The sequence below is a fragment of the Pseudomonas sp. DCB_AW genome, assembly GCF_026240895.1.
GTDB lineage: Bacteria > Pseudomonadota > Gammaproteobacteria > Pseudomonadales > Pseudomonadaceae > Aquipseudomonas > Aquipseudomonas kermanshahensis.
In genome coordinates this window covers 1-21,741 of the sequence record NZ_JAPFCE010000078.1, presented here as the reverse complement: position 1 = coordinate 21,741, position 21,741 = coordinate 1, and the positions used below count along the sequence as shown (strand labels likewise).

21 protein-coding genes are annotated in these 21,741 nt (G+C 63.0%); 5 read left to right on the top strand and 16 right to left on the bottom strand.

Going from position 1 to position 21,741, the window contains the following annotated elements:
* A partial coding sequence (locus OO306_RS24790) for a carboxy terminal-processing peptidase (RefSeq protein WP_265970139.1) occupies window positions 1–2,103 on the bottom strand: 2,103 nt, incomplete at its 3' end.
* A gap of 140 nt (window positions 2,104–2,243) precedes the next feature.
* Between OO306_RS24790 and OO306_RS24785 the strand changes: the two genes are divergently transcribed.
* On the top strand, window positions 2,244–3,206 hold the full coding sequence (locus OO306_RS24785) for an NAD(P)H-quinone oxidoreductase (protein WP_238215198.1): 963 nt from the start codon (window positions 2,244–2,246) through the stop codon (window positions 3,204–3,206).
* A gap of 122 nt (window positions 3,207–3,328) precedes the next feature.
* Here OO306_RS24785 and OO306_RS24780 read toward each other — a convergent pair whose 3' ends face one another.
* From OO306_RS24780 to OO306_RS24755, 6 genes are all read right to left on the bottom strand, one after another.
* Window positions 3,329–3,982 carry an HAD family phosphatase gene (locus OO306_RS24780; protein ID WP_265970138.1) on the bottom strand — a complete coding sequence of 218 codons (654 nt, stop codon included), beginning with the start codon at window positions 3,980–3,982 and terminating at the stop codon, window positions 3,329–3,331.
* 14 nt (window positions 3,983–3,996) lie between these two features.
* Complete coding sequence (locus tag OO306_RS24775) at window positions 3,997–4,986, bottom strand: ABC transporter ATP-binding protein (RefSeq protein ID WP_265970137.1); 990 nt, start codon at window positions 4,984–4,986, stop codon at window positions 3,997–3,999.
* A gap of 1 nt (window position 4,987) precedes the next feature.
* On the bottom strand, window positions 4,988–5,782 hold the full coding sequence (locus OO306_RS24770) for an ABC transporter permease (protein ID WP_027595908.1): 795 nt from the start codon (window positions 5,780–5,782) through the stop codon (window positions 4,988–4,990).
* A complete protein-coding gene (locus OO306_RS24765; RefSeq protein WP_265970136.1) occupies window positions 5,772–6,611 on the bottom strand; it encodes an ABC transporter permease subunit in 840 nt (279 codons plus the stop codon). The genes OO306_RS24770 and OO306_RS24765 overlap by 11 nt, the downstream gene beginning before the upstream one ends.
* Window positions 6,608–7,414, bottom strand: a complete 807-nt coding sequence (locus OO306_RS24760; protein ID WP_027595910.1) for an alkaline phosphatase family protein — start codon at window positions 7,412–7,414, stop codon at window positions 6,608–6,610. Before OO306_RS24760 ends, OO306_RS24765 begins: the two co-directional genes overlap by 4 nt.
* A 145-nt stretch (window positions 7,415–7,559) precedes the next feature.
* A complete protein-coding gene (locus tag OO306_RS24755) occupies window positions 7,560–8,624 on the bottom strand; it encodes an ABC transporter substrate-binding protein (protein ID WP_265970135.1) in 1,065 nt (354 codons plus the stop codon).
* 328 nt (window positions 8,625–8,952) lie between these two features.
* Between OO306_RS24755 and OO306_RS24750 the strand changes: the two genes are divergently transcribed.
* Entirely contained in the window at window positions 8,953–9,666 is a 714-nt protein-coding gene (locus OO306_RS24750; RefSeq protein ID WP_099428539.1) for a UTRA domain-containing protein, read from the top strand.
* A 99-nt stretch (window positions 9,667–9,765) separates the two neighbouring features.
* Here the strand turns inward: OO306_RS24750 and OO306_RS24745 are convergent, their stop codons facing one another.
* From OO306_RS24745 to minC, 7 genes are all read right to left on the bottom strand, one after another.
* On the bottom strand, window positions 9,766–11,919 hold the full coding sequence (locus OO306_RS24745) for a mechanosensitive ion channel family protein (protein ID WP_027595913.1): 2,154 nt from the start codon (window positions 11,917–11,919) through the stop codon (window positions 9,766–9,768).
* A 44-nt stretch (window positions 11,920–11,963) separates the two neighbouring features.
* The gene (locus OO306_RS24740) at window positions 11,964–12,131 is read right to left on the bottom strand and encodes a hypothetical protein (RefSeq protein WP_167334464.1); all 168 of its coding nucleotides are present in this window, start codon (window positions 12,129–12,131) and stop codon (window positions 11,964–11,966) included.
* Between the two features lie 210 nt (window positions 12,132–12,341).
* Entirely contained in the window at window positions 12,342–13,631 is a 1,290-nt protein-coding gene (locus OO306_RS24735) for a M18 family aminopeptidase (protein ID WP_027595914.1), read from the bottom strand.
* Window positions 13,632–13,783: 152 nt separating this feature from the next.
* Window positions 13,784–14,419, bottom strand: coding sequence for an RluA family pseudouridine synthase (locus tag OO306_RS24730; protein ID WP_027595915.1), 636 nt, complete (start codon window positions 14,417–14,419; stop codon window positions 13,784–13,786).
* A gap of 152 nt (window positions 14,420–14,571) precedes the next feature.
* Window positions 14,572–14,826, bottom strand: a complete 255-nt coding sequence (gene minE / locus OO306_RS24725; RefSeq protein WP_003252572.1) for a cell division topological specificity factor MinE — start codon at window positions 14,824–14,826, stop codon at window positions 14,572–14,574.
* Window positions 14,827–14,829: 3 nt separating this feature from the next.
* Window positions 14,830–15,642 (bottom strand): septum site-determining protein MinD, encoded by an 813-nt coding sequence (gene minD / locus OO306_RS24720; RefSeq protein ID WP_027595916.1) that lies wholly within the window; start codon window positions 15,640–15,642, stop codon window positions 14,830–14,832.
* A gap of 99 nt (window positions 15,643–15,741) precedes the next feature.
* Window positions 15,742–16,494: a septum site-determining protein MinC gene (gene minC / locus OO306_RS24715; RefSeq protein ID WP_027595917.1), complete on the bottom strand. Its 753-nt coding sequence runs from the start codon at window positions 16,492–16,494 to the stop codon at window positions 15,742–15,744.
* A 111-nt stretch (window positions 16,495–16,605) separates the two neighbouring features.
* Here minC and OO306_RS24710 point away from each other — a divergent pair, with 111 nt between their 5' ends.
* Window positions 16,606–17,541 carry a lipid A biosynthesis lauroyl acyltransferase gene (locus OO306_RS24710; protein ID WP_027595918.1) on the top strand — a complete coding sequence of 312 codons (936 nt, stop codon included), beginning with the start codon at window positions 16,606–16,608 and terminating at the stop codon, window positions 17,539–17,541.
* 127 nt (window positions 17,542–17,668) lie between these two features.
* Complete coding sequence (locus OO306_RS24705; RefSeq protein WP_099453206.1) at window positions 17,669–18,817, top strand: patatin-like phospholipase family protein; 1,149 nt, start codon at window positions 17,669–17,671, stop codon at window positions 18,815–18,817.
* A 109-nt stretch (window positions 18,818–18,926) separates the two neighbouring features.
* Here the strand turns inward: OO306_RS24705 and OO306_RS24700 are convergent, their stop codons facing one another.
* Together OO306_RS24700 and OO306_RS24695 are read right to left on the bottom strand one after the other, a co-directional pair.
* A complete protein-coding gene (locus OO306_RS24700; protein WP_099428541.1) occupies window positions 18,927–19,751 on the bottom strand; it encodes a VacJ family lipoprotein in 825 nt (274 codons plus the stop codon).
* A complete protein-coding gene (locus OO306_RS24695; RefSeq protein WP_027595921.1) occupies window positions 19,744–21,042 on the bottom strand; it encodes a serine/threonine protein kinase in 1,299 nt (432 codons plus the stop codon). Before OO306_RS24695 ends, OO306_RS24700 begins: the two co-directional genes overlap by 8 nt.
* A 191-nt stretch (window positions 21,043–21,233) precedes the next feature.
* Here OO306_RS24695 and OO306_RS24690 point away from each other — a divergent pair, with 191 nt between their 5' ends.
* On the top strand, window positions 21,234–21,602 hold the full coding sequence (locus OO306_RS24690) for a hypothetical protein (RefSeq protein WP_085272789.1): 369 nt from the start codon (window positions 21,234–21,236) through the stop codon (window positions 21,600–21,602).
* Window positions 21,603–21,741 lie beyond the last annotated feature (139 nt).

Genomic DNA, 21,741 nt, shown 5'->3' with positions numbered 1-21,741 from the left:
CCCCTGGAACTGCGCTGGTGGGAGAGCTTCCACGATGCCCGGCTCAGCGCGCTGATCCAGCGGGTCGCCGAACGCAACCTGGACTTGCAGATGGCCAGTGCGCGGCTTGGTGTTTTCATCTTCAGCCGGCAATGCGTCTTCATCTTCCTTCTTCAGCTCTTTGAGCGGCTCTTCACCTTTGGCCTTGCGGCGGATGTTTTCCAGGGCTAACTGCTTGCCCTCGATCTCATCGTGGCGGGCACGGCGTTCTTGCTCGTTGAGGCTGACGGTCTTCTCGTTCATCAGCTTCTGGGCCAGGGCCAGGCGGTCGCGGATGTAGGTGAACTCGGCATCCTTGGCGCTGCGCGCTTCATGCTGTGCCTTGAGCTGGGTCAGGTACGGCTTGAACGGGTCGGCCGCTGGCTTGACCACCGGGCGGATGGTGTCCCACGGCATCGCCTCGGGCAGGGCGCTTTCGCCGATTTCCTTGGTGTCGATGATGGACGGGTAGTCGATGTCCGGCAGCACGCCCTGGTGCTGGGTGCTCTGCCCAGACACCCGGTAGAACTTGGCCAAGGTCAGTTTCAGCTCACCATGGTTGAGCGGCTGGATGGTCTGCACGGTGCCTTTGCCGAAGGTCTGGCCACCGATGATCAGTGCGCGGTGGTAGTCCTGCATGGCACCAGCGAAGATCTCCGAGGCGGAGGCCGACAGGCGGTTGACCAGCAGTGCCAGCGGGCCTTTGTAGAAGGCGCCCGGGTTTTCGTCCTCGAGCACGTCGACGCGGCCGTCGCTATTGCGCACCAGCACCGTCGGGCCCTTGTCGATGAACAGGCTGGTCAGCTCGGTGGCTTCCTGCAGCGAACCGCCGCCGTTGTTGCGCAGGTCGATGACTACGCCATCGACTTTCTCTTTTTGCAGTTCGGTGAGCAGCTTTTTCACGTCACGCGTGGTGCTCTTGTACTCCGGATCACCGGCACGGTAGGCCTTGAAGTCCAGGTAGAAGGCCGGGATCTCGATGATGCCCAGCTTGTAGTCACGGCCGTCCTGCTTGAGCTTGAGCACCGACTTTTTCGCCGCCTGCTCTTCAAGCTTGACGGCTTCGCGGGTGATCGAAACGATCTTGCTGGTCTGGTCGCTCGGGGCATTGCTGGCCGGGATGACCTCCAGGCGCACCACCGAGCCTTTCGGGCCACGGATCAGCTTGACCACTTCGTCCAGGCGCCAGCCGACCACGTCGACCATTTCCTTGTTGCCCTGTGCCACGCCGATGATCTTGTCGGCCGGAGCGACCTGCTTGGTCTTGGCGGCAGGGCCTGCCGGCACCAGGCGGACGATCTTGACCTGGTCGTTGTCGCTTTGCAGCACCGCGCCGATGCCTTCGAGCGACAAGCTCATGTTGATGTCGAAGTTTTCTGCGTTGTCCGGCGACAGGTAGTTGGTGTGCGGGTCGTAGGACTGGGCGAAGGTATTGATGTAGGCCTGGAAGATATCCTCGGCACGGGTCTGGTCCAGGCGCGCCAGCTGGTTCTTGTAGCGCTTGGTCAGGGTTTCCTGGATCTGCTTGGGCTCTTTGCCAGCGATCTTCTGGCGCAGCACTTCGTCTTTGACACGCTTGCGCCACAGGTCGTCGAGCTCGGCCTGGTTTTTCATCCACGGGGCGTCCTTGCGGTCGATCAGCAAGGTTTCCTTGGTGGTGAAGTCGATCTTGTCGACGCCTTTGTTCAGCTCGGCCAGGGCAAAGTCCAGGCGTTGCTTGACGCGGTCAAGGTAACGTTTGTAGATGGTGAAGCCCGGGTCGAGGTTGCCGCTTTTGAGGAAGTCGTCGAACTGCGTCTTCCACTTGTCGAACTCGGCGATGTCGGCCGCGGTGAAGTAGCTGCGCGCAGGGTCCAGCAGCTTGATGTAGCTGTCGTAGATGATCACCGAGCGGGCGTCATCGAGCGGTGGCTTGCTGTAGTGGTGGCGCTTGAGCAGTTCCACCACATTAAGGCTGGCGACGATTTCGTCGCGGTCCGGCTGCAGGCTGTCCCACTTGTTGGCGGCCGCCGCATTGCCGCCGAGCGTAAGGCTGCCCAGGCCAATCATCAGGGCCAGGGCGGTGCTTGGGAGGAAATGCTTCATGCTGATTCGACGTGGAGGCAATTGATCACGCATAGTAGGCCGTCTTTTCCGTTGCCGGTTCCATGGAGCCGGACAAATACTGCAAAAAGCCCGGGGCGAGGGTTCCCCAGGCTCAGTCATGATTCAACTATGGAGGCACTGTGAAGGCATTGCAAGGCGAAGACGGACATGTGGAGTGGGTCGAGGCCGAGCGCCCGGCCCTTGACGCGGGCCAAGTACGCATTCGCGTGGCTGCTGCGGGGCTGAACCGCGCCGACCTGTTGCAAATGAAGGGGCTGTACCCGCCACCGCCTGGCGCCAGCCCTTATATGGGCCTGGAGTGCGCCGGCATTATCGAAGAAGTTGGGCCGGGCGCCGATTGGCGTGTGGGCGAGCGGGTGTGTGCGCTGCTGGCCAGCGGTGCGATGGCTGAAGAAGTGGTGGTCGACGCTCGCCATGTGCTGCCGGTGCCTGAAGGCCTGAGCCTGCACGAAGCGGCGGCGCTGCCTGAGGTGTACGCCACGGCGTGGTTGAACATCTTCCAGTTGGGCGCCGTCAAAGCCGGCGAGAAAGTGCTGGTGCACGCAGGGGCCAGCGGCGTGGGTTCGGCGGCGATCCAGTTGTGCAAGGCGTTTGGCAACCCGGTGTATGTGAGTGTTGGCTCGCAGGATCGCCTGGCCTACTGCGAAGCGCTGGGTGCTGCCGGTGGTGTGGTGCGTAACGAGAACCTCGATGCGCTGGAAGGCGTTGGGCCCTTCGACGTGATTCTTGACCCGGTGGGTGCCAGTTATGGGGAACTCAACCTCAAGCTGCTGGCGCGTGACGGGCGTTGGGTAATCATCGGCCTGATGGGCGGACGCAAGTTCGAGCTGGACCTGGCACAGGTGCTGGGCAAGCGCCTGGAAATCACCGGCTCAACGCTGCGCAACCGTGACGATGGCTTCAAGGCCGAGTTGCTGCGTGAGTTGCTGCAGCAGGTGTGGCCGCTGTTCGTCGAAGGGCGGTTGTCGGCGCAGTTGGTGGATACCTACCCGGTGGAGTTCGCCCAGGCGGCATATGCCGAGCTTGAGACTAACCAAGTGTCGGGCAAGCTGGTGATGGTGATCGATCCGAGCCTGGTGTAAGCAGGCCCGGCCTCTTCGCGGGGCAAGCCCGCTCCCACAGGTAAATCACTGATCCTGAGCCTGTGATATTCCTGTGGGAGCGGGCTTGTCCCGCGAAGAGGCCAGTATGTTCAGCGCAATGATCAGCCCCAAGTCAGAATCGGCCACCCATTGACCTCGGCATGCTCGCGCAACACCGCATCTGGGTTCACCACAAACGGATGGTCCACCTTCAACAACAACGGCAGATCGTTCCGCGAATCGGAATAGAAACTCGCCCCTTCCAGATTCTCCTGCTCCTGATCCAGCCACTCCAACAACCGGGTGATCTTGCCTTCACGGTAGGTCAGCACCCCATGGGTCTTGCCGGTGTACACCCCATTCACCGCCTCCAGCTCGATCGCCAGGTACTCGTCCACGCCCAACCGCGCCGCAATCGGCCCGACCAAGTGCGTACCCGAGGCGGAAATGATCAGAATACGGTCGCCACGCTTGCGATGCTCAGCGATGCAGCGGCAGGCGTCGCCGAAAATGATCGGCTCGATAACGTCCTCCACCCACGGCTCCACCAGGTGCTCGACCTCTTCCAGGGTGCGCCCGGCAATCGGCTCGAGGCTGAAGGCCATGTAGTCCTCCATCGCCAGGTGGCCCTTGCCATAGGCCTCCATCAATTCATGGTCGCGACGCAGGAAGTCCTTGCCGTCGACCCAGCCCAACCGGGCCATCTGCTCGCTCCACAGTGACGCGCAGTCGCCGTGGATCAGGGTTTCGTCCAGATCGAAAATTGCCAGTGCCATTGTGTTGAATCTCCTTAAGCCACTTCCCGCAGCGCCGTGGGGTCGATCGACAAGGATACTCGCTGGCCGTCTGGATGCAGGTCGGCAGACGAGCGGTTGAGCACGTCGACCACCAGTTCCACCTCACGCACCCGCACCCGGTAACGGATGACGTTGCCCAGCAGGCTGTGGCTGCGCACTTCACCGTCCAGCTCGCCATTCAGGCCCAGGGTGATGGATTCGGGGCGAATGGCCAGGCGGCTGGCCACCGGGCGTTGCAGCAGGCGGCTGGCGCTTTCCGGGTCGAGCAGGTTGTAGTTGCCGATAAAGCCCGCAGCAAACAGGTCCACGGGGGCGGTGTAGAGGGTTTCGGCATCGCCGCTCTGAACGATGCGGCCCTGGTTCATCAGGAAGATGCGGTCTGACATCGTCAAGGCCTCTTCCTGGTCGTGGGTGACGAAGATGGTGGTCAGCCCCAGTTCACGCTGGATCGCGCGAATCTGCTCGCGCAGGTGCTTGCGAATGCGCGCATCCAGCGCCGACAGCGGCTCGTCGAGCAGCAGCAGGCGCGGGCGGGTCACCAGTGAACGGGCCAGGGCCACGCGCTGGCATTGGCCACCCGACAGCTGGTGCGGGTAGCGCCCGGCGAAGTTGCCCAGTTCCACCAGGGCGAGCACCTCACGCACCCGCGCCTGGCTCTCGTCGGCCTTGACCTTTTGCATGCGCAGGCCAAAGGCAACGTTCTGTTCCACGGTCATGTTGGGGAACAGCGCGTAGCTCTGGAACACCATGCCGATGCCGCGTTTCTGCGGGCTCAGTGGCACGATGTCCTGGCCATCGAGCAGGATGCGCCCCCCGTCCACCGGGGTCAGCCCGGCGATGCAGCGCAGCAGGGTGGACTTGCCGCAGCCGGAAGGGCCGAGCAGGGTGACGAACTCGCCGCGTTCGATCTGGCAGTCGATGTTTTCGAACACCGGTGTGCCGGCATAGCGTTTGTGCAGTTGCTGTACGCTGACGAAGCTCATGTCAGGTCTTGTCCTTGTTCAGGCGGTTGGCGACCCAGGTGAGTACCAGCACGAAGGCGAAGTAGGAGATCACCAGCGCGCTGTTGAAGTGGCCGCTGCTGTTACGCATGTTGTTCAGGTACACCTGCAGCGTCTCGTAGCGGGTGCCGACCAGCAGGTTGGCGAACACGAACTCGCCGAACAGGAACGAGAACGACAGCAGCAGGGCCACCATCAGGCCTTTGCGCAGGTTCGGCAGCACCACCAGGAACGCCGCTTGCCAGGTGCTGGCCCCGAGCAGTTGGGCGGCGTCCATCAGGTCGCGCAGGTTGATCGCCTGCAGGTTGTTGGTGATTGCCCGGTACATGAACGGCAGGGCGATGGTGAAATAGCAGCCGATCAGAATCCACGGGGTGCCGACCATGGCCATGGGCCCGCTGCCATACAGCTGCAGCAACCCCACTGCGGACACCACCGGCGGCACCGCGAACGGCAGCAGGATGAGGATGTTCATCAGCGCGTCGAGCTTGGGGAAGTGGTAGTGCACCACGAACAGCAGCGGCAGGATCAGCACCACCGACAGTATCAGTGCGCCCACGCACACCAGCAGCGACTGGCCGAATGCCGCCAGAAAGCGCGGCTCGCTCCACAGCGCCACGTACCACTTCAGGGTCAGGCCGCTGGGCAACAGGCTGGCCGACCAGCTGGTGGCCACGGAGTAGAGCAGGGTGCCGGCCAGCGGCAACAGCAGGATGAGGAACAGCAGGTACACCACCAGGCGGTGGTAGAGGCTGCTGGCGTTGGTTTCAGCGCGCATGGTAGCTCCTTTTCAGCAGCCATTGATGGACCACCGTGACCAGCGTCATCAGCCCCACCAGCACCATGGCCAGGGCACTCGCAAGGTTAGGGTCGAGGCTGATGTCACCGGCCACCAGGCCAGCGATGCGGATCGGCAGCACGTTGAAGTTGCCGGTGGTCAACGCATACACCGTGGCATAGGCGCCCAGGGCATTGGCCAAGAGGATGACGAAGGTGCCGAGCAACGCCGGGGTCAGCACGGGCAGGCCGATATGGCGCCAGAACTGCCAGTGGTTGGCGCCGAGCAGGGCGGCCGACTCACGCCAGTCTTCACGCAAGGCATCGAACGCCGGGTACAGCAACAGCACGCCCAAGGGGATTTGGAAGTAGGTGTACACCAGGATCAGCCCGCTTTTGGAGTAGATGCTGAAGTCTTCCAGCAGGCCGATCTGTTTAAGCAGCAGGGTCAGTGCGCCATTGAAACCCAGCAGGATGATGAAGGCGAAGGCCAGTGGCACGCCGGAGAAGTTGCTGGTCATGTTGGCGAAGGCACTGACGAAGTCGCGCAGCCGCGAATCCACATGGCGCAACGAGTAGGCCCCGAGGGTAGCGATGACGATACCGAACAGGCTCGACCAGAAGCTGATCTCCAGGCTGCGTTGCAAGGCTTGCAGGTAGAACTTCGAGGCGAACACCTTGCTGAAGTTTTCCAATCCCCAGCCCGCCTCGGACTGCACGCTGTTGATCGCCACCCAGGCCAGCGGGGCGATCTGGAAGATAATGAAGAACACGGCGAATGGCAGCAGGCAGAGCAGGGCAAGGTAACGGCCGCGATGGCTGGCATTCACTTGAGCAGCTCCCGGCACACGGTCTTGTCGTGGGCCACGCCAAGCAGCTCGCAGATGGTGCCGCACAACTCGGTTTGCAGCGGCTTGGCAGCAGGGTCGAGGCTGAAGCCATCGCCAAAGACGAATAAGGGGACCTCGCGTTCCTCGGCCAGCAAGCCATTGTGCGAGCGGTCGTTGTTCATGCCGTGGTCGGCGGTGACCAGCACCTGATAGCCCTCTTCGAGCCAGCGCGGCAGGTAGTCGGCCAAGAGGATGTCGGCGCTGCGTGCCGCGTTGCGGTACTGGCTGCTGTCCAGGCCGTGGCGGTGGCCGACGTCGTCGATGCTCATCGGGTGCACCAGCAGGAAGTTCGGCGCATGCCGGCGGCGCAGGTATTCGGCGTCAGCCAGCAAGTGCGAATCGGGGTAGCGGTCGTCCCAGTAGAACAGGCCGTGCTGGATCGGCAGCTTCGGCGCATGGGTGTGGCGGTCACGCTGCGCGTCGAACGGTGAGCGGTTGTACAGCTCGCTCATCCAGTGATAGGCCGCCGCTGCAGTACCCAGCCCCGCTTCGCGGGCGTAGTGGAACACGCTGCGCTGGTTGGACAGGCGGTTGACGTTGTTGTGCACGATGCCGCTGTCGATCGGCGTGACGCCGGTGAGGATGCATTCGTACAACGGGCGCGACAGCGACGGTAGCTCGCATTCCACGCGGTACAGCGCGGCGCGATCGGCCTCGACGTAGGCGTGCAGGTGGCCCATGGCATGGTGGGCGACCTGGTGATTGAGGCCGTCGAGCAGGACCAGGATGACGTTGTGTTGCATGGTGGCTCCAGTCAATAACCGCGTTGTCCTCTTCGCGGGTAAACCCGCTCCCACAAAGTTATCGCTATCCCCGAGGGCTGCGCTGTATCTGTGGGAGCGGGTTCACCCGCGAAGAGGCCGGTTCAGGCGCTAGAGATCTAGCCCCTTACTCCATCTCGATGATCACTTGCTCCTGCCACTTCTGCGGCAGTGCCTTCGAAGTCGTTTCCCAAACAGCGGCATCCTTGATCGGCTGGGCAGCACCATACTGCTCGTTAGGCAGCAGCTTGGCCTGCACATCGGCCGGCAGCTTCAGGTGCTCGGCGCGGATCGGCCGGGCGTGGCCGATGGCCAGGTTAGTCTGCCCGGCATCGCTGAAGATGTACTCACGCGCCAGCTTGGCTGCGTTCGGGTGCTTGGCGTACTTGTTGATGATGGTGGTATAGCCCGAGGTGATCGAGCCGTCCGATGGGATCAGCACTTCGAAGCGCTTGGGGTCGATCTGATCACGGTAGCTCAGGCCATTGAAGTCCCACACCACACCCACTTCCACTTCACCTTTTTCCAGGGTCTGGATGGTCGGGTTGGCCAGCGACAGGCGCTTCTGCTGGGCCAGCTTGGTGAACAGCTGCAGGCCTGGCTCAATGTTGCTCTCGCTGCCTTTGTAGGCGATGGCTGCGGCCAGCACGCCGTTGGCGGCCTGGGCGGCGGTGCCGACATCGCCGATGGCAACCTTGTACTTGCCTTTCTCCAGGTCATGCCAGGTTTTCGGGCGTTCTTCTTCTTTCACCAGGTCCTTGTTGATGATGAAGGCGATGGTGCCGGTATAGGCCAGCGCCCAGTGCCCGTCCTTGTCCTTGGCCCATTCGGGTACCTGGTCCCAGGTGCTCGGCTTGTATGGTTGGCTCACGCCCTTGGTCACGGCAATCGGGCCAAAGGCGGCACCGACGTCGCCGATGTCGGCACTGGCATTGTCTTTTTCGGCCTCGAACTTGGCGATTTCCTGGGCCGAGCTCATGTCGGTGTCGCTGTGCTTGAGGCCATATTTATTGGCCAGGTCCTCCCAGGTGCCTTTCCAGTTGGCCCAGGCATCGGGCATGCCCACGCTGTTGACGGTGCCTTCCTTGCGGGCGGCGTCTTCCAGGGCCTTGAGGTCGGTGCCGGCGGCCATGGCCGTGGTACACAGGGCGATGGCCGAACCGAGCAGTGACGCCATGAAGAACTTTTTCATCCGAAGCTCCTTGGGTGGGTGCCTGTTGCGATCGTTGTCGTGAATGAGGCAGTTGTCAGCGACCTTTGGTCTAGGTCAGCAAACCTTGAGCCAAGGTAGGCCGCTTGCGTGACAGTTTGATGTAGGGGGAGGCTTCAACCGGGGGTTCCGGCTGCCTGAAAATACAGCGTAGACCAGATCGCAGGCCCTGATTTAGCGGGCTTGGCCCGAAACTGGCAAAGCCCGTGTGGTGCCTTTGTCACAGGATGTTCATCAGCCCTGCCTAGGCTTGCACTACTCTCCAATTGCCCCGTCATGGGGCTGGCCTAGTCCAGATAGGTAACCTTTGATGCAACCGATGCCCCCGCGTGCGGTAACAGCCATCTGCCACGCCCTGCAGGAGCAGATCGAACACGGCCTGCTGGCGCCGGGTGGCAAGCTGCCGGCCGAGCGCAAGCTCAGCGAGGTGTTCGATACCACGCGCATTACCCTGCGCGAGGCCTTGGCCCAGCTGGAGGCCCAGGGGCTGATCTACCGGGAAGAGCGGCGCGGCTGGTTCGTCGCCCCACAGCGGCTGACCTATGACCTGATCGAGCGTAGCCACTTTCATGCGATGGTGCGTGACCAGGGGCGGGTGCCGAGTACCGAGCTGTTGTCGGCGCGGCTGCAGCCGGCGTCTGCCGTTGTCTGCGCCCGGCTGCAATTGCCGGCGTTGTCCAGTGTGGTGCGGATCTGCCGGCTGCGGCGTATCGATGGGCGGGCGGTGCTGTATGCCGAGCACTACCTGAACCCGCGGTATTTCCCGGGCATTCTCGAGCAGGACCTGGCGCAGTCGCTGACCGAGATTTATGGGCGGGTATACGGCATCGGCTATGGGCAGGTGTGCTTCGAGATTCTGCCGACGGCGTTGCCGATCGAGGCAGCGGCCGCGTTGAAGGTGTCGGTCGGCAGCCCGGGGTTACACATCACCCGGGTCAACAGTGACCAGCAGGGGCACCTGATCGACTGTGACCTGGAATATTGGCGGCATGATGCAATCCGCATCCGCGCTCAGGCGGGGTAATGGGGTGGCTTCTTCGCGAGCAAGCCCGCTCCCACAGGCGCCTCGCAGTATTCGACGCTGTGGTGATCCTGTGGGAGCGGGCTTGCCCGCGAAGAGGCCCTAACTGGACGAGCTGGTTTCGCTCATACCGCCACCGCCCGCCGTCACCACCTGCACCGACAACCGCGGCGTCGCCAGGTCCAGCCCCGCTTCATCCAGCTGGCGCTTCAACGCCAGGTTGAACGCCCGCGACACTTCCCATTGCTTGATCGGCGCGGTCTTGAAGCGCGCTCGCAAAATCGCCGAGCCCGACTCGAAACTCTCTACGCCCTGCAGCTCCAGCGGCGACCAGATATTGCGGCGCATCAACGGGTCGTTACGCAGTTTCTGCCCCACCTCGCGGATCAGCGTGATGGCCTGGTCGATGTTCATGCTGTGCGGGATCGCCACGCGGAAAATCGCGTAACCGAACTCCCGCGAGTAGTTCTTGATGCTCTTGATTTCGCTGAACGGGATGGTGTGCACGATGCCGTCGATGTCGCGCAGGCGCACGGTGCGGATGGTCAGGCCCTCGACCGTCCCCAGGTGCCCACCGACATCCACGTAGTCGTCGATGGCCAGCGAATCCTCGATGATGATGAACAACCCGGTGATCAGGTCGGCCACCAAGGACTGGGCGCCAAAACCGATGGCCAGGCCGATCACACCGGCACCGGCCAGCAGCGGGGTGACGTTCATGCCCATGTTGGCCAGGGCAACGATCACCGCGATGATGAAGATGGCCACGAACATGACGTTGCGGATCAGCGGCATCATGGTTTGCGCGCGGGCGTTGGCCAGCCCGCGGCGCGAACGCACCAAGGCGTGGTGCACGGCCGTGTCGGCCAGGATCCACACCAGCCAGGCGGCGATCAGCGTGCCGGCCAGGCCCAGCAGGCGCAGGCTCACCTCGTGGCCGTCGCCTTCGGCGAAGGTGATCATCGACAAGCCCCACACGCGCAGCCCCAGCTCGATGAACAGCAGCCAGATGAACAGGTGCACCAGGGCATAGGCGAAGTTGCGCAAGCGCTCGGTGTACACCGCCTGGCGCTTGTTGGCGCGTTTGGGGTTGGCCGCGTGGCGGCGCACCAGGCCGTTGAGCACCATGCACACCACCACCAGCACCGTGCACATCAACGACTGGCGCAGCGCGGTGCTGGTGTCGCCGGCCGAGACGAAGGTCGCGAACAGCGAAATACCCACCAGAATCAACGCGGGCGCGAACCAGAAGCTGCCGAGGATCTCGATGGTGTCGCTCAGGGTGCGCCGGGTCAGACGTCGGTCCAAGGGTTGGTTGCGGATCAGGTGGGCGATCGGGCGGCGGAACCGCAGGATGAACAGCCCGGTGCAGATCGCCGCGATGACGTTGGCCAAGGTGGCCAAGGCATGGGCCAGGTGGGTGCCGAGGGCGACGGTCAGCCTAGGGTCGCTCATGGCCTCACCGAAGGCGGCAAAGCTGCCGATCAGCCACAGCGGGCGGAAGGCCTGGTGCCGCAGGATATGCAGGGCGCGGTGGCGGTGTGGGCCGTCGAGCAGCGAGAAGGCGATCACGCAGATGGCCGAGAAGCAGGTGCCGACCACCAACGCATACGCCAGCACCATGGCCATCGACTTGCCCAGCGACGAGGGCAGGGCGAAGCTCAGGTACACGGTGAACACCAAGGCCACCAGCCAGGGCCCGAGCTTGCGCAGGGCAAAGCGCACCAGGTCCCAGGTGCGCGGGTGCTGGGGCAGCTCTTCGGTGAGGCCGAAGCGTAGCCGTACCCGGTGGCCAATCCAGTTGAAGGCGTATGCCAGCAGGCTCCAGACCGCGATGATCGCGGCAAAGCCGAACAGGATCGCCGGCCACTGGTGCACCGGGACCACCAGTTCGGTCAGTTCTGCCTGGGCTTGCTCGATTTCCGCCGCCCAGCGGTGGAAGGGGCTGGCATCGCCGCTGAACTGCTGTTCGAAGTCATGCAAAGCACCACCGATCAGGCCTAGCACGCCCTGTTCGACGGTGGGTTGTGATTGCTTGGTGGCGTCGCGCAGTTTTTTCAGGTCGGCCAGCAACTTGGCGCGTTGCTGGTCGTTTTCGAGGTTCTTGATCACCTCGTCCAGCGACTTGCCCAACGGCTCGGTGGCCTCAGGCTGCGCAGGCGCGCTGGAGCCGAGCAGGCTCGGCAGGCCCGCGGCCTGAACCGGGGTGATGAACAATAACAGCAGCAGGGACAGGCAACGCAGAAGGGCAGGCACCGGGAAATCTACCTCAGGTCAAACGATGGACCGAGTGTAGAGGTTTATGTGGGCAGTTTCTCCAGGATCTTCCAGCAGGTGAGGCCGAAGATGCCCAGTGTGCCGATCCACATCATCAGCACACCGATGTTGCGCTCGCGCAGGCTGAAGCCGATGGTCAGCAGCAGCAGGAACAGAAACACCGGCACGAACAGGGACAGAAAGGGGGACATGGACAGCAATCCTTTTGCAGTGGGGCCATGTAATAAGCATAGCGGGTAGCAGGCGAAGCGGGTTGACCTTGAGCAAGGTGGCCGGACGCGCTGCCTTTTTTGCCTTGTGTAGGAGCAGCCTTGTGCTGCGAAGAGGCCGGTACATAATGCCCCGTTTTATGGGGCTGTACCGGCCTCTTCGCAGCACAAGGCTGCTCCTACACGATAGCGTTATGGCAGGTCGCGGCTGCGGTAGAACGCCGTCAGCACTTTCACCAGGTGCGCCAGGTCATGGCTGCCGCACAACTCGCGGATCGAGTGCATGGCAAAGGTTGGCAAGCCGATATCGACCGTGCGCACACCCAGGTTGCTGGCGGTGATTGGGCCGATGGTCGAGCCGCAACCCATGTCGCTGCGCACCACGAAGCTCTGCACCGGTACTTCTTCGGCCATGCACAGGTGGCGGAAGAACCCGGCGGTTTCGCTGTTGGTGGCGTAGCGCTGGTTGTTGTTGACCTTGATCACCGGCCCGGCGTTGAGCTTGGGCCCGTGGTTGCCGTCGTGCTTGTCGGCATAGTTGGGGTGCACGCCATGGGCGTTGTCAGCCGACACCATCAGCGAGCGCTGAATGGTCCGCACATAGCTGTCACCCTCGGGCAGCAGGCGTTGCAAGGTCTGCTCGAGCATGGGGCCGTCGGCGCCACAGGCCGAGCACGAGCCGACTTCTTCGTGGTCGTTGCACACCAGCACGCAGGTTTCGTCGCTGTCGGCAGCCAGCAGCGCTTGCAGGCCGGCATAGCACGACAGCAGGTTGTCCAGGCGGGCACCGGCGATGAAGTCGCGGTTGATGCCGATCAGCGCGGCATCCTGGGTGTCGTAGAAGCTCAGCTCGTAATCCAGCACCACGTCGGCGTTGAGCTCGTGCTCACGGGCCAGCTGTTCGGTGAGCAGCGCGCGGAAGTCGATGCGCTCGTCGCCGGCGACCTGGGCCAGGATGGGCGGCAGTTCGTTCTGCGGGTTGATCTGCCAGCCTTCGTTGGCGGTGCGGTTGAGGTGGATCGCCAGGTTGGGGATCACCGCGATGGGCAGCTTGAAGTCGATCAGCTGGCTTTCGACCTTGCCGTCACGGCGGAAGGTGACCCGGCCGGCCAGGGACAGGTCGCGGTCGAACCAGGGCGCCAGCAGCGCACCGCCGTAAACCTCGACGCCCAGCTGCAGGAAGCCTTGGCGCTGCAGTTCGGGTTGCGGCTTGACGCGCAGGCACGGGCTGTCGGTGTGGGCACCGACCATGCGGATACCGCCAAGCAGGGGCGCTTGCTTGCCCAGTTTGATAGCGATGATCGAGGAGTCGTTGCGGGTGACGTAATACCGACCACCCGGCACCGTTGACCAGCTGTCGCGCTCGTCCAGGCGCTGGTAGCCGGCGGCCTCGAGGCGCTGGGCCAGGCTGGCGGTGGCATGGAAGGGCGTGGGGGAGGCCTTGAGGAAATCGATCAGGCCAGTGTTCAGTGCTTCGCGCATAACTCACTCCAGACAGCAGTGGCGCGAGTTTAACGCAGATAGATCACAAATTGTGTCGGCCTCTTCGCGGGGCGAGCCCGCTCCCACAAAGACCCCGCAAACCCTGTAGGAGCGGGCTTGCCCGCGAAGAGGCCGGAACTGCCACCCATCAATCAGAACGGTGCCGGGCACTCGAACTTCAACCGCTCCCCGCTGACCGGGTGAGTGAAGCTCAGCATTGCCGCATGCAGGCACAACCGGTCATAGGCCGCCAAGGCTTCAGGGTTGGCATACAAGCGGTCACCCAGCAGCGGGTGGCCGATCGACAGCATGTGCACGCGCAACTGGTGCGAGCGCCCGGTAATCGGCGTCAACTCGACCCGGCAGTGGTCGCCGCAACGCTCCAGGACGCGCCAGAAAGTCAGGGCATGCTTGCCTTGCTCATGGTCCACCACATGCCGTGGCTTGGTTGGCGGGTCGTAGCGCAGGGGCAGGTCGATGCTGCCGCTGTCCAGCGCCGGCTGGCCCCAGCACAGGGCGGTATAGGCCTTTTCGGTCTCGCGGTCGTGGAACTGGCGCGACAGCTCGCGGTGGCTGTCGGCATCGCGGGCCAGCAGGATGATGCCGGAGGTTTCCCAGTCCAGACGGTGCACGATCAGCGCATCGGGGTAGCCGTTTTCCTGCAGGCGGGTGATCAAGCAGTCCTTGTTGTCATCGGCTCGGCCGGGCACCGACAGCAGCAGGGTTGGCTTGTTGACCACCAGGATGGCGGCGTCTTCGTGGAGGATCTGGACGTTTGACAGCGGCATTGCGTGGTCTCGGTTAAATCGGGGAAAACCATTGGGGCCGCGTTGCGGCCCTTTCGCGACACAAGGCCGCTCCTACAGAGATCACGCAGTCCCCTGTAGGAGCGGCCTTGTGCCGCGAAAGGGCTGCAACGCAGCCCCAACTTTCAGCCGGATCAGCGATCAGGCAAGGTAATGTTCAGCTCCAGAATCGAGCAGCTGCCCTGGTTTTCCAGCTCGATGTGCACATCATCGTTGCCGATGTTCACATACTTGCGGATCACTTCGAGCAGTTCTTTCTGCAGTGCCGGCAGGTAGTCCGGTTCGCTGCGCTGGCCGCGCTCATGCGCCACGATGATCTGTAGACGCTCTTTCGCCACCGACGCGCTGGTCTGTTTCTGTCTGCCACGAAAGAAGTCAAAAAGGTTCATGGTTTACTTGCCTCCAAACAGGCGCGCGAAGAATCCTTGCTTCGGCACTTCGATGAACCGCAGGGGCTTTTCTTTGCCCAGCAGACGGTCGACGGTGTCGCTATAGGCCTGGCCGGCATCGCTCTGGTCGTCGAGGATGACCGGGATGCCCTGGTTGGAAGCCTTGAGCACTGCCTGGGACTCGGGGATCACGCCCTTGAGCTTGATCGCGAGGATGTCGGTAACGTCGTCGATGCTCAGCATCTCGCCTTTCTCGACGCGCTCAGGGTGGTAGCGGGTGATCAGCAGGTGTTCCTTGATCGGCTCTTCGCCGTTCTCGGAGCGGCGCGACTTGCTCGACAGGATGCCCAGCATGCGGTCCGAGTCACGTACCGAGGAAACCTCAGGGTTGGTCACGACGATGGCTTCGTCGGCGAAGTACATCGCCAGGTGCGCGCCTTTTTCGATACCGGCCGGGGAGTCGCAGATGACGTACTCGAAGTCATTCTTGAGTTCCATCAGCACTTTCTCGACGCCTTCCTGGGTCAGCGCGTCCTTGTCACGGGTCTGGCTGGCGGCCAGGACGTACAGATTCTCGAGGCGCTTGTCCTTGATCAGGGCTTGCTGCAGGTTGGCTTCGCCGTTGACCACGTTGACGAAGTCGTACACCACGCGGCGCTCGCAGCCCATGATCAGGTCGAGGTTACGCAGGCCCACGTCGAAGTCGACGATGACTGTCTTGTGGCCGCGCAGTGCGAGGCCGGTGCCGATGGCGGCGCTGGTGGTGGTCTTGCCCACACCCCCCTTGCCGGAAGTAACGACGAGAATCTTGGCCAAGGTGTTTCACCCCTAAATAAGTCGGGACAGGTGTCCCAGCAATATGCAAAAAACGGCAACAGGTAAAAAAGTTGCTCTAAAAATGACGGCAAGTATCCGTTAAAGACGGGTGATGTTCAACACGTCACCAGACAGGCTGACTTGCACGCCGAAGCCCCACAGCGGGTCGCGGCGCAGGTCTTCGCAGACCTTGTACTGGCCCGCGATCGAGACCATTTCCGCCGTCATCTGCTGGCAGAAAATGCGTGCTTTGGTGTTGCCTTTGATGCCCGCCAGGGCGCGGCCGCGCATGGCGCCGTACACATGGATGTTGCCATCGGCCAGAAGTTCCGCACCCGGGCTGACCGACGCAGTCACCACCAGGTCGCCGCCTTGGGCGTAGATCTGCTGGCCGCCACGCACCGGCGAGGTAATGATGCGGGTCGGGCGGATTTCCGGTTCGGCTGCCGGCGCCGGCGCCGGCTCGGGCTTTTTCACCTCAGGCTCGGGCTCCAGCGGCCGTTCGCGCGCGCCGGACGGCGGCAGCACCGGCAGGTCGATGGCGATCGCCGCGGCGATGTCCTCGATGCGGTTGGCGCGGATCGCCAGGGTACGCAGGCCATGGTGGCGGCAGATACGCATCAAGCCGGGCAGGTCGATGGCGCCTTCGCTGGCCGGCAGCTTGTCCAGCGCCAGCACCAGCGGCGTGTTGCTGAAAAAGTTGGGTGCCTGCGCGACTTTGGCCGCCAATTGGCGGTCGAGGGCTTCAAGGTCATTGCGCGCCAGTTCCAGCACAGTGATGGCGAGCATGCTGCCCTTGAGCTGGAACACGGAGGCGGTGTCGGGGGTCTGGTTTAGGCTCATGGTCTGCATAGACGGCTTGTTGCGAAAAAAGTGCCCTGACTTATAACGAGAACACCCGTTGCCCGCAACATGCGCTGATCCGTTGTAGAATGCGCGGCCTTTGTCTTTCCGGAAGCTTCAATGGAACGCCCGCGTTTTCGCCCCTATTTCCTTCACCCCAGATTCTGGGGCCTGTGGCTGGGCCTGGGCCTGCTGTGGCTGATCGTCCAGCTGCCTTACCGGGCCCTGCTGTGGGTCGGCACTGCCCTGGGCGCAGTGATGTACCGGGTTGCCGGTGAGCGTCGACGCATCGCCGCGCGCAACCTTGAACTGTGTTTCCCTGAAATGTCCGACGACGAACGGCAGCGTTTGTTGAAGGCCAACTTCGCCTCCACCGGCATCGCTTTCTTCGAAATGGCCATGAGCTGGTGGTGGCCCAAGGCCAGGTTGGCGCGCCTGGCACATATCGAAGGCCTCGAGCACCTGCAGGCTGCCCAGCAGGCAGGGCAGGGCGCGATCCTGATGGCCGTGCACTTCACCACCCTTGAAATCGGCGCCGCGCTGCTGGGCCAGCAGCACACCATCGATGGCATGTACCGCGAGCACGGCAACCCGCTGTTTGACTTCATCCAGCGCAGCGGCCGTGAGCGGCACAACCTCGACTCGTTGGCGGTGGAGCGTGAAGACGTACGCGGCATGCTCAAGCTGCTGCGTTCGGGCCGGGCAATCTGGTATGCGCCCGACCAGGATTACGGCGCCAAGCAGAGCCTGTTCGTGCCGTTGTTCGGCATCCCGGCGGCGACCGTGACCGCCACCACCAAGTTCGCCCGCCTGGGCAAGGCGCAGGTCATCCCCTTTACCCAGAAGCGCCTGGAAGATGGCAGCGGCTATCGTTTGGTGATCCATCCGCCGCTGGCGGACTTCCCCGGGGAGAGTGAAGAAGCGGACTGCTTGCGCATCAACCAGTGGATCGAGGGTGTGTTGCGTGAGTGCCCCGAGCAGTACCTGTGGGCGCACCGGCGCTTCAAGTCGCGGCCCGAGGGTGCGCCTAGGCTGTATGACAAGAAGAAACGCTGATGCCAGGCCCGGCCTCTCCTTGTAGGAGCAGCCTTGTGCTGCGAAGAGGCCGGGGAATGCTGCCGATTATCTTTAAGGCTGCACCGGCCTCTTCGCAGCACAAGGCTGCTCCTACAGGAAGGATGCCATGGCCCCACCTCCGGTAACTGGTCTGATCCTCTCTGGCGGCGGCGCCCGTGCCGCTTATCAGGTCGGCGTATTGGCCGGCATCGCTGAACTGCTGCCCCCGGGCGCGCCCAACCCCTTCCCGGTCATCGTCGGCACGTCGGCTGGCGCCATCAATGCGGTCACCCTCGCCAGCGGCGCTACCCGCTTCACCGAAACCGTGCGCAACCTCACCGCCTTCTGGCAAAACTTTCGCAGCCACCTGGTGCTGCGCAGCGACTGGCCGGGGGTAATCCGCCAGGCCAGCCGCTTCGTCAGCCATAGCCTGCTGGGCCTGGGTGGCCATGCGCCGGTGGCGCTGCTCGACAGCAGCCCCTTGCGCGGCCTGCTGCAAGCGCACCTGGACCTGGACGGCATCGGCCACGCCCTGGCCACCGAACAACTGCGCGCCGTGGCGGTGACTGCATTCGGCTACGAGTCGGGGCAGGCGGTGACCTTCTACCAGGGCCGCGGCACCATCGAGGCGTGGTTGCGCCACCGCCGCATCGGCGTACCCACGCCGTTGACCATCGACCACTTGCTGGCCAGTGCGGCAATCCCGCTGTTGTTCGCGCCGGTCAGGCTGGGCGACGAGTACTACGGTGACGGCGCGGTGCGCCAGTCGGCACCGATCAGCCCGGCGTTGCACCTGGGGGCCAGCCGGGTGCTGGTGGTCGGGGTCAGCGGCAACCCTCAGCGGCCATCGCCGCCGCGGCCCACCCAGCGAGTGTTCAGTGGCCAGCAGCCGAGCCTGGCGCAGATTGGCGGTCACATGCTCAACAGCACCTTTATCGACAGCCTGGAAGACGACATCGAACTGCTGCAGCGGCTCAACCACCTTAGCCACTTGCTGCCTGCCCACCTGGATGCACGGCGCCTGGGGCTGGCGCCGGTGGAAGTATTGGTGGTGGCGCCCAGCCAGCCGCTGGACGAAATCGCTGCGCGGCACCGGCGTGAATTGCCGGCGGCGTTGCGGCTGTTCTTGCGTGGGCCGGGGGCGACGCGGACCAGTGGGGCGGGGGTGCTGAGTTATTTGCTGTTCGAGGCGAGTTATTGCAGTGAGCTGATCGAGCTGGGGCGCAGGGATGCGTTGGTCAAGCGGCGCGAGCTGGAGCAGTTTCTGGGAATTTGATGCAAGCAGTGCTGGCCTCTTCGCGGGCAAGCCCACAGGGGTATCACTGGCCTGAGCGCAGTGGGGTACCTGTAGGAGCGGGCTTGCCCGCGAAGAGGCCAGTAGCTATTTACTCAGCAATCTGCAGCTTGCGCGCCTGGGTATACACATACCGAACCTTCTCATACTCGAACGGCGAGTTGAGCTGGCCATAGCGGAATTTGGTGGTATAGCGCTTGTCCACCACCTGCAGGGCAAAGATTTCCGGGTGATCGGTACTGGTTTCCGGCACATTGAGGAAGTTGACCGCCTGTTCGCCCGCATAGTCCACCACCAGCCCGGTGGTATCGCGCAGGTTCGAGGGGCCCAGCACCGGCAGCATCAGGTACGGCCCGTCCGGCACACCATAAAAGCCCAGGGTCTGGCCAAAGTCTTCACTCTGGCGCGGCAGGCCCATCTTGGTCGCTGGGTCCCACAGCCCACCGACCCCGATCAGCGTGTTGAACATCAACCGTGCGGTGATTTCCGCCGAGCGCTTGGCTTTCAGTTGCAACACGCTGTTGAACAGGTTCGGCACATCGCCGAGGTTGTTGAAGAAGTTGCTCACCCCGGTGCGCACGAAACGCGGTGTTACATACTGATAGCCGCTCACCACGGGCAGCAGCACCCATTGGTCGAGGCGGTAGTTGAAGTGGTAGATGCGCCGGTTGATTGATTCCAGTGGGTCGTAGACGTTCAGCGCCTCCAGGGTGGAGCGTTCGAACTCGCGCTGGTCCAGGCCTGGGTTGAATTTCAATGCCCGCAATGGGTCGATGAAACCATCGGCCTCCGGTGGCAGCGGCGCGGCGGTAACCTGCGGGTCGGCCTCGACCACGCTGGCGCGCGGTGCGACCTCCGCGGCCAGGGCGTTGCCAGCGACGAGCAGGGCAGTGGCGAAGAGGAGTTTGTTAACCACGGAAGAACTCCAGCATGGCGTCGCTGTTGACGCGGTAGTTGAGGTTGCCGCAATGGCCGCCATGGGGGTAAAGGGTCAGGCGGTCACCGAACACCTTGCGCAAGAAGCCGATATCGCCTGGGCCGAGGATGACGTCGTCGGCGTTGTGCATCACGGCAATTTTCGGGCTGTCGCGCAGGTAGTCTTCCAGCGCATACAGGCTGACCTGGTTAACCAACTGCAGGATGCTGTTGCCATCGGTGCGGGCGCGCCACATCGGGATCACCTGCTCGGTCATGTAGCAGTCGAAGTCGCACTGCAGGGCACGCTTGAAGAACGGCGTGAGGCTGCTGCCCTCGGTGATCGGGAACTTCGGCGGAATGATCAGGCCGCGGCGGTTGATCAGGTCGGAGGTAAAGGCGATATCGGCTGCCGAGAAGCGGAACGAGGTGCCGATCAGCATGGCCATCTGCTCGTTGGACAAGTGCTGGCGCGACTGCTGGAAGTCGTACAGCAGGGCTTCGTTGAGGTCGATATAGCCCTTGTCCTGGAAGTAACGGGTCAGCTTGGTGAGCATCAGCTCGTAGAACGTGGTGCTGCGGTCGATGCCTTTGACCTGGGTTTGCACCAGTTTGTCGAGGTTGTTGATCGAGGTGTACAGGTTGACCGGCGGGTTGAGCAGCAGCACACGCTTGAAGTTGAAGCTGCGCCGGGTCTCGTCCAGGTGGCTGACGAACGCCGCGTCCAGCGCGCCGAGGCTGTAGCCGGTGAGGTAGAACTCGCTGATCGGCAAACGCGGGTGCTGGGCGCGCACGGCCTGCATCACCCGGTACATGTCTTCAGCGTCATCCTGGCTGATACCCGGGGTGGCGAAGCGCGAGGCCGCACTCATGAAGTCGTAGCTGGTGGGCGAGGACAGTTGCACCACGTGGTAGCCGGCTTGGTAGTACAGCTTTTTCAGGTATTCGTTGATGCTGCTGGAATAAGGGGCACCGGTGCCAGCGATCAGGAAGATCAGCGGCGCCTTGTGGTCCTGACGGGCCAGGCGGTACTTGAGCTTTTTTACCGACCAGAAGTTGTCGGGCAGGGTGAACTCACGCTCGGGTCGCAGGTTGAGGCTGTAGTCGTCCTGGTCGATGTCCTCATCGCTGGGCAAGGTTGGGCGTTGCTCCGGCGGCGTGGTGGCGATGGTCGCCTCGAACGGGTTGGTCAAGGGGTAGCCATAGCTCGCGGCGTCGATATCCCGCGCCGAAGCGGCCACAGCCATGAGCAGGCCGCCGAGCAGGGCAGCGAGGCGCAAAGATCGATGCATGTAACCCCCAAAAAGAAATACAAGGTGTTGCGGTGTGCAGGCTAGGACCACGGCAGTATGGGCAAAGTTGCCAAGTGCGGTGGTCTTTGGTGTGCTTGTTATCTGCAACATAGCTGCAGGAAGGTGATTTTGCCTTACAACCGGCCTTGGGCGATCATGCACGATTTCGATTTCCGCTATTGGAGAACTGGATGTCTCGTTCGCTGCCGGTCATTGCCTTGCTGTTATTTCTGCCTGCGTGGCTGGCCGCCAGCTATGGCGTGCGTTATGGGTTGATGGAAGACGCGCAGTGGGTGGGGCTGTGTGCGGCGCCCGAGGCGTTCTGGCAGTGCCAGGTGCGCTCGCTGCTGGGGCTGGGTATTCATTTTCAGGTCATCGCCTGGAGTGGGCTTGGCCTGGCGCTGGTGGCGCAGGTGGTTGCGGGGCGGGTTGGGTGGTGGCTGGCGAGTCTGGCGTTGGTGTTCGCGATACCGGCGTTGGTGCTGTATACGGCCAGTATTGCGGTGTTTGCCGTGGTGCTGGCCGGGTTGCGGCTGGTGCGGCAACCGCGTCGCGGCTGATAGGGTCCGCTGTGCGGCCCATCGCAGGCAAGCCAGCTTGTGTCTTCAAGGCCAATTAAACTCAAAAGGGTGAGAGCAGTGGATGGCAGACTGATAGCCAGCGGTGCCTAAAGCACGAGTAGGAGCCTAGTCACCATCC

What these genes read in the sequence shown, in the direction of transcription:
- OO306_RS24780 (WP_265970138.1), bottom strand. Translation starts at nt 3,982, where the DNA reads ATGGCACTGGCAATTTTCGATCTGGACGAAACCCTGATCCACGGCGAC.
- OO306_RS24775 (WP_265970137.1), bottom strand. Translation starts at nt 4,986, where the DNA reads ATGAGCTTCGTCAGCGTACAGCAACTGCACAAACGCTATGCCGGCACA.
- OO306_RS24770 (WP_027595908.1), bottom strand. Translation starts at nt 5,782, where the DNA reads ATGCGCGCTGAAACCAACGCCAGCAGCCTCTACCACCGCCTGGTGGTG.
- OO306_RS24760 (WP_027595910.1), bottom strand. Translation starts at nt 7,414, where the DNA reads ATGCAACACAACGTCATCCTGGTCCTGCTCGACGGCCTCAATCACCAG.
- OO306_RS24755 (WP_265970135.1), bottom strand. Translation starts at nt 8,624, where the DNA reads ATGAAAAAGTTCTTCATGGCGTCACTGCTCGGTTCGGCCATCGCCCTG.
- OO306_RS24750 (WP_099428539.1), top strand. Translation starts at nt 8,953, where the DNA reads ATGCAACCGATGCCCCCGCGTGCGGTAACAGCCATCTGCCACGCCCTG.
- OO306_RS24740 (WP_167334464.1), bottom strand. Translation starts at nt 12,131, where the DNA reads ATGTCCCCCTTTCTGTCCCTGTTCGTGCCGGTGTTTCTGTTCCTGCTG.
- OO306_RS24735 (WP_027595914.1), bottom strand. Translation starts at nt 13,631, where the DNA reads ATGCGCGAAGCACTGAACACTGGCCTGATCGATTTCCTCAAGGCCTCC.
- OO306_RS24730 (WP_027595915.1), bottom strand. Translation starts at nt 14,419, where the DNA reads ATGCCGCTGTCAAACGTCCAGATCCTCCACGAAGACGCCGCCATCCTG.
- minE (WP_003252572.1), bottom strand. Translation starts at nt 14,826, where the DNA reads ATGAACCTTTTTGACTTCTTTCGTGGCAGACAGAAACAGACCAGCGCG.
- minC (WP_027595917.1), bottom strand. Translation starts at nt 16,494, where the DNA reads ATGCAGACCATGAGCCTAAACCAGACCCCCGACACCGCCTCCGTGTTC.
- OO306_RS24710 (WP_027595918.1), top strand. Translation starts at nt 16,606, where the DNA reads ATGGAACGCCCGCGTTTTCGCCCCTATTTCCTTCACCCCAGATTCTGG.
- OO306_RS24705 (WP_099453206.1), top strand. Translation starts at nt 17,669, where the DNA reads ATGGCCCCACCTCCGGTAACTGGTCTGATCCTCTCTGGCGGCGGCGCC.
- OO306_RS24695 (WP_027595921.1), bottom strand. Translation starts at nt 21,042, where the DNA reads ATGCATCGATCTTTGCGCCTCGCTGCCCTGCTCGGCGGCCTGCTCATG.
- OO306_RS24690 (WP_085272789.1), top strand. Translation starts at nt 21,234, where the DNA reads ATGTCTCGTTCGCTGCCGGTCATTGCCTTGCTGTTATTTCTGCCTGCG.